Origin of the sequence: Amphibacillus jilinensis Y1 (assembly GCF_000306965.1) — a bacterium.
Classification (GTDB): Bacteria; Bacillota; Bacilli; order Bacillales; family Amphibacillaceae; genus Amphibacillus_C; species Amphibacillus_C jilinensis.
In genome coordinates, this window is the sequence record NZ_JH976436.1 from 34,688 (window position 1) to 40,046 (window position 5,359).

At 36.8% G+C, this 5,359-nt stretch carries 5 protein-coding genes; 1 reads left to right on the plus strand and 4 read right to left on the minus strand.

Annotated features, from left to right (window positions below):
* Positions 1-808 (plus strand): transposase (locus tag B494_RS19245; protein WP_033193614.1); only part of this gene is annotated, 808 nt, incomplete at its 5' end.
* Positions 809-1,073: 265 nt separating this feature from the next.
* On the opposite strand, the gene B494_RS19250 is transcribed toward B494_RS19245, so the two are convergent.
* The 4 genes from B494_RS19250 to B494_RS21345 all read right to left on the minus strand — a co-directional run.
* Positions 1,074-1,427, minus strand: a complete 354-nt coding sequence (locus B494_RS19250; protein WP_017472345.1) for a NusG domain II-containing protein — start codon at positions 1,425-1,427, stop codon at positions 1,074-1,076.
* 48 nt (positions 1,428-1,475) lie between these two features.
* Complete coding sequence (gene lgt / locus B494_RS0110455) at positions 1,476-2,312, minus strand: prolipoprotein diacylglyceryl transferase (protein WP_017472346.1); 837 nt, start codon at positions 2,310-2,312, stop codon at positions 1,476-1,478.
* 141 nt (positions 2,313-2,453) lie between these two features.
* A complete protein-coding gene (locus B494_RS0110460) occupies positions 2,454-4,928 on the minus strand; it encodes a heavy metal translocating P-type ATPase (protein WP_017472347.1) in 2,475 nt (824 codons plus the stop codon).
* A gap of 72 nt (positions 4,929-5,000) precedes the next feature.
* Positions 5,001-5,359, minus strand: a 359-nt coding sequence (locus B494_RS21345) for a hypothetical protein (protein WP_420884344.1), incomplete at its 5' end; no start/stop codon positions are given.

The following is a 5,359-nucleotide window of genomic DNA, read 5'->3' on the forward strand; positions in this document are numbered from 1 at the left end:
GGAAGCAAAACTTCCCCTTTACGAAAAGAAAATAGAAGCTCAGTTGGATGTTCCTTTACATGAGTTACGTTCGGAAGTTCCTCAAGACCCTAAATGGGGTGTGAAAAAGAACAGCGAAGGAAAAAATGTCTTTTGGTACGGCTACAAAGGTCACTTAGCTGTTGGAACATCCAGTCAGTACATTTTACAGTCTCTTTTTTCTTCTGGCAGTCTCAATGATGGAAAAGCAGCTATTCCTTTATTAAAGGGAGTGGATGAATGCCTATCCTTGCCTTTTTTGACCTACCAGACAATGGATGCAGGATATGACTACGCCCCTATTTATGTTCAAGTTCATCGAATGGGAAACCAATCTGTCATTGCTTATAATAAGAAAAATGAAGCAGAACCCATTGGGTTTGATAAACACTTTGCCCCAACCTGTTTTAGGGAACATTCCTATCGTTATGATAGTTTTTATGCCAAGTATGAAACGTTGAAATACACAAGACCAAAAGAATGTAGCGACTGTCCTTTAGCTAACGAAAGTATTTGCCAAAAGGTTTATAAAGTAAAAATCACGACAGATCTCCGAAAATATACAGCCCCAGCTCGTGGGTCAAAAGCGTGGAAACATATATCAAAGCGCCGCTCAGCAGTAGAACGCGTCAATGGTTATCTAAAGGAATATTTTCAACTGGACAATGTGCGTTATCGAACTGGAAAACGAGCAAAAGTTCATTTTGACATCGTCACGCTTGTTTATAATGCATCAAAATTAGCAAGTGATCGTGTGAATTTAGTGTTAAATCAGCAACAAGTTGCTTAAAAAAACTTTTTAAAACGATATCACTAAAATTCTGTAGGTCTTTAAATTTTTAAAAAGATGAATTATGAAATTGATTCATTAATAAAGTAAATAAAATTAATATAATTAATAGGCGATATCGTTGATGCACAATCACTATTTATTCCTCCTTAAACTAATCTTTTAATTTTCTATTTAATAGATTAGTTTAGAAGTGTGGAGATTTTGTGCATAAATCATAACAATAGGATTACAGGTTCGTTGCTTTATTATGTTTAGCTACGATCTAATAACTAATAACATCTTCATATCTATCATTGAACGTTAACTCAATAACCACACGATGTGGTAAACAAATAATGACTTGATTAGGCTCAGAAATAAAACCAGTCTGAACACATATCTGATCTGGACAACTTGAATCACGTATACGAACCGCACGATTCTTTATTTCAACACCATCTTCATTACATGCAATCTCTGGAATTTCAACCATCTTCAACTCATCGGGATCGGTTAAATCTATTTCCTGTATGACATTTTGATTGACTTGAATAGTAGCACTTACAGGCTGATCTAATGAAGCTCGATTATATAATAATAAAGTCGGAATAAGAGATAGCAAAAATAATATAAACATCAATATTATATCTCCTATTTTAAATTTCATTTTCATAATTAGATTGCCTTAGATCAACGTGTGTACGCCATAATAGATAAATAAAGAAACTATTATTAAAGTTCCTATAATGATAACCGCATAGTAATCATTTTTCGCGGGTATTTGCTTATCTGATTTCGGCAAGCGATTATTTTTTCGACAGTAACTTATTAACGCGAGAGTTAAAAGAATAAATACTAAACCTAACAGATGACTTATACTAACAAATCCCCCTACCGAAGGGTTTATTCTGAAAAATTCAACAAACGATCTTATCAACATAAAACCTATTAAATAGTGTAAAAAAACTTGACCTTGATACACTTTTCTATAAAAAAGCCATAATAAGTAACCTAACAATAAGTAACTGAGTATAAATTCATAGGCTTGTACAGGGTGTAAGTATTCTCCATTAAACATCACGCCCCAGCGCCAATTGTTGCTTAAAGGTCTACCAAAAACATCACAACCAATACGGCTAACAGCTTGAGCCAATATTAATGCCGGCGCTGCAATATCTGACACTTTCCATATAGGCAACCGATATCGTTTAAGTAGATAAAAACTTGTAAGTAATCCACCAAATAGTCCACCATGGATCGATAAACCTCCTCGATGAATCATGAAAATCTCAACTGGGTTTGCAAAGTAATAAGTCGGATTATAGAATACAATATAAAAGATCCGCGCACCAACAATCCCGCCGATAAATGCATATAATCCAATATCAAATAGTTTCTTAGAATCAACTTGCTCTCTTTCAGCAAGTTTTTTTAATAATAACATCCCTAAAATGATACCTATACCGATCATTAATCCAAAGAAATAAAATGTGAATGGTCCAAAAGAAATAAGTTCTACCATATGTTAATTCACTCCTTGTTTGTAGTTGTAAAAATCAAATTTAATAAATAAATATCGATTTTCTATCGAGATCATTAACTTCAAGCAATGAAAAAACCATCAATATCCTTTGATATCAATGGTTTAAAAATTTGTTATAAGTTACTCATTTAGATTAAGGTTAATCCGCTTTAGTCTCAATGAATTATAAATGACATTTAGCGAACTGACTGCCATTGCTGCAGCTCCAATCATAGGATGTAACAAACCTAACATAGCTACGGGTATGAAAGCCGCATTATAAAACCATGCCCAAAAATAATTCTGTTTAATTTTACGGAATATAGCTTGTGATAAGGTAATAGCAGAGACAATCCCACTCAGCTCACCTCGCACTAAGGTAACATCAGCAGCTTCAATGGCAATGTCTGTCCCTGTTCCGATTGCTACCCCAATCTGTGATTGTTTTAGTGCTGGAGCATCGTTGATACCATCGCCTACCATCGCCACGACTTGATAATTTTCTTGTAGTCGTTTCACTTCAGCAACTTTACCATCTGGCAATACTTCAGCAATCACATGACTGATCCCGATTTTTTTGGCGATCGCCTGTGCTGTTCGCTCATTGTCACCTGTAATCATCGCTGTTTTAATTCCTTTTTCCTCTAATTTTGCAATAGCTTCAGCTGAATCTTCTTTGATTGGATCGGCGACGGCAATGACACCGAGTAATTGATCTTGTTTAGCAACAAGCATAGCGGTTTTTGCTTCATTCTCTAAACGAATTAACGCCTCCTGATATTCGCTATAATCAATAGCGTTTTCGTCCATTAGTTTTCGATTTCCAATAAAGATTTGCTCTTTATTAACCAAGCCGTGTACACCCATGCCAACTTGGTTGGTGAATTCTTCAACATCAGCTAGTCGTCTGTCACTTGATTGGGCTTTTTCTACAATAGCATGTGCCAATGGATGTTCTGAACCTTTTTCTATCGTTCCCGCATAGTATAGAAAGTCTGCTTCAGCTACCCCATCAGCTAATAAAATATCAGTTACCTCTGGCTTCCCTTTTGTAATCGTTCCAGTTTTATCAAATGCAATCATGTCTAAATCTTTAAATGATTGAATAGCTTCTCCATTTCGAATTAAAATACCATGTTCGGCACCCATCCCGCTTCCAACCATGAGTGCTGTCGGTGTTCCTAATCCAAGTGCACATGGACATGAAATAACGAGAACGGCTGTTGCTGTTATAAATGCTAGCGTTAGTGGGCTAAGATCAGGATTGATCCATGGTAAAAACTGTGCGCCCCAATCAATAATCGCTTGATGAAAATCAGGAAAGACAAGGTAAGAAATAAAGGTAATGATCGTTAAAATGATGATCACCGGAACAAAATAACCCGTGATGCGATCGGCAAACTCTTGAATCGGAACCTTAGAACCTTGTGCTTCTTCCATCATTTTAACAACTTGAGATAAAAACGTGTCTTGACCAACCTTTGTTACTTTCACTTTGACTAAACCTTGCTGATTAATGGTTGCTCCAATCACTTCATCACCTTGCTGACGCTTGACGGGCATAGACTCCCCAGTCGCCATTGATTCATCAAATAAACCGTTACCTTCAACAACAATACCGTCGGTAGGTACTTTTTCGCCTGGACGAATAATCATCATATCATCCGCTTGTAATTCTTTTACTGAAACTTCTAATTCTTCTCCATCAACCAAAATTTTTGCTGTCTTAGCACCCATCTCAAGTAGTTTTTTTATCGCTTGGGATGCCTTTCCTTTTGCACGAACCTCGAGATATTTTCCAACTAAGTGAAAAGTCATAATCGTTGTTGCCATTTCAATAAATGTTTGAATCGGCAAAAACAGCCCCATTAAACCTACCAGATAGGGAAGTAATGACCCGAGCATCACCAGCACATCCATGTTCGGGCTTTTATTTTTTAAGGCTTTAAAAGCACCTACATGAACATGTCGGCCAGTACCAAATACAATAGGTGCACCTAACAGCGCAACAATTGGAAGATAACCTGGAATTGGCTGAATAAACATATGAATAACCATCATGATCATAATCAAACTTGATAATCCGATTGAGATGAACATTAACCGTGCTGCCTTGTTCATTTTCTGCTCATCTTCATCCACTTGCTGATCTTGATTATCTTCGATTAACAATTGATAGCCTAACTGATCAACCTTTTTCTGCAAATCGAAATTTCTCACTTGACTTGAATCATATCCAACCGTTACTTTTTCGGCTGGAAAATTAACAGTGGCTTGATTAACCCCTTCTAGTTGGTTTAACCCTTTTTCAATCCGATTAGCACATGCCGTACAAGTCATACCATTTATTTTAAATGTTGCCTTCACCTCGGATTGTTGTTGCTGTTGCTTTGGAATGGCCCGATAACCTAAATCTTCAACAATCTGTTCGATCTCCTCTTTGCTAATACTCGCTTGGTCAAACTCAATATTCCCTTTTTCAGCAGCAAAATTAATGGTAGCATTAATAATGCCATTGGTGTTATTTAACTTTTTCTCTATCGTTAATGAGCAACTGCTACAAGACATGCCCTCTATCTTCCATACTTCTTGCACATTCTTTTGTAAATTTCCCATACGATTAGCTCCTTTTTCATCTAACATACAGTTACGATAAAACTATACCCAGGTAGGGTTGTTTATTTAAATTTAACATGAGCATAAAAAGATGTCAAATAAAACCCTCAGTATCCTGAGATTTCCGTTCTCCTCCACTGATTGGTAGTGAAGTGAATCAGAACATTCGGACGTTTTACTGACTGCTATCTGTAATAAAGTGAAATATTTAGGTTCTCTGTCAAATGTGGTGGTGTAATGTTCACTCCACCATTCATCTTTGTTAAAAGCTCTTTTTCCATAAAGTAGTGCTATTGCTAAGCCGCAGAGGGAAATATACTCGCTTTCCGCGGACGAACGCCCAAGCCTCCTCGCAAAGACCGCTGTGGGGTCTCGGTCGCCCGTTTTTCCGCAGGAGTCTCGCATATTTCCTCTGCTATGTGCTATTTCAA